Consider the following 1,574-nt stretch of genomic DNA (forward strand, 5'->3'; position numbering starts at 1 on the left):
CGACGCAATCGACGCGTCGTTAATCGCGCTGTTCACACCCCCCCACAATCAACGACCCACCCAGCCCCGCGAACGCCAACGTCGCACCCGCGCTGATTCGATCCGCGTCTCCCGCTGACACTTCACAATCAGACGCAAAATCCTCTTGGTTTTACTCGCCGGCTAGCTCAGCCTCAAGCTGCGCTTTCCACGCGATGTCACCCTTCCAGAACCTCCAGAAATCGTCCTTCTTCTCCTCGTCAGAGAGATCATCGTAGTATGTCCAATCACTCTCAGCAGTGCCCGCTGTGGTGTCCACCGCCCAGCGAAACCGCACTGGGGATTTACCCTGCACGGTACGGAGGATGTCGTGCAGCTCAACGATTCGCGGCCTGACGAAATCGACATTTTTATAGAATTCGGTATCATCCAGGACAGCAGAGACGCCGAGGACGCGACCGCCGACAATGACATTCCTGATGTTACCCTGGACACTTGTGACATTTCCACGACTATCGTCCGTGATTTTACCTTGCACGTAGAACTTGTCGACTTTATCACCGACCTGCTCCATGGTGAACATAAGAATCTCGTCTTGAATCTCGAATAGCCGTTCGAAACTAGTCTCGTTGTTCATTACAGTTCCCTAATCAATATTTGGTACGGGGTTTGGGAAATTGTCGCCGTCAGGTTCGCCGCCAATTTTATATTTGACATCCAAACTTATTGGTCGTTTGCCGCCGTCGTAGAGAACCTTGATTTCGATATCAGTGACGGCGCGCGGAGGGACGTCGCGTAAAGCATCTTCCCAGGCGCGTTCCATTGCCCTCCATTTCGAGCCCGCGCCGCGGTTGAGAACTCGTGCTTGGCTGACGAGGTTGTCGAGTTCTGGGCTGCCGTCGAAGACATCCGCGATCAGGTGACCCGCGTCATCCGTGGGGAGCTTACCTGGCGTGTCCCGCGCATTGTCAAAGCGAGTACGGCCGGCGGGCTTCAAATGAAGGTTCTCGACGATGACCCGCTCGATCAGACCGTCAGCGTTCGTCTCGGCCACGTAGTTGTGGTTCGTGTCGGGTGCACTCGCACGATATCTCACGTTGGGAAGCAGCGCACCCTTACGGTTCGGATCAAAGGGATCCAGAACCTCTGTCTTCTCGCCAGGAGTAACGCTTCCCGGCCCGTCAACACCACGGGGCCTTTCCTCCGGACCATCAACACCACGAGGCTTCTGCTCCGGCCCATCAATACCGCGGGGCTTGCCGGTAGCCCCGTCAATGCCGTCTGCTGGCCGTATCGTCGGGGTGAATTCGTCGCTGACTGTCACCCCTCCCGCGCCGATCTGGTTCTTGAGCCACTCCAGGGCGCTGGTGGTCCTGCTCGGGTTCGTGATGATGGGTTTCCCGAAGTCGGCGACCTTGTTGGCCTCGCCCAGAAGTCCGCTCGTTTTCGCGATCTTCAACGCCGCCGCTCCGGGCAGGACGTTCCCAACGATCTGTCCGATCGAGCTTGTCAAGTTGTGTGTGTAAGTGGGTGGAGTCTCGGGTTTAGAGGTAGCGGTTGATGCGTTCGGGATAGACGAGGGAGAGCTGTTCGAG

The 1,574-nt window shown here is 57.1% G+C and carries 2 protein-coding genes; both read right to left on the reverse strand.

The annotated features are described in order from the left end of the window. Positions 1-151: 151 nt before the first annotated feature. Positions 152-616 carry a hypothetical protein gene (locus B0H03_RS16005; protein WP_104266487.1) on the reverse strand — a complete coding sequence of 155 codons (465 nt, stop codon included), beginning with the start codon at positions 614-616 and terminating at the stop codon, positions 152-154. Between the two features lie 9 nt (positions 617-625). Beyond that, positions 626-1,574 (reverse strand): DNA/RNA non-specific endonuclease (locus B0H03_RS16010; protein WP_207774268.1); only part of this gene is annotated, 949 nt, incomplete at its 5' end.

This window comes from Rathayibacter iranicus NCPPB 2253 = VKM Ac-1602, assembly GCF_003149025.1.
GTDB classification, from domain to species: domain Bacteria; phylum Actinomycetota; class Actinomycetes; order Actinomycetales; family Microbacteriaceae; genus Rathayibacter; species Rathayibacter iranicus.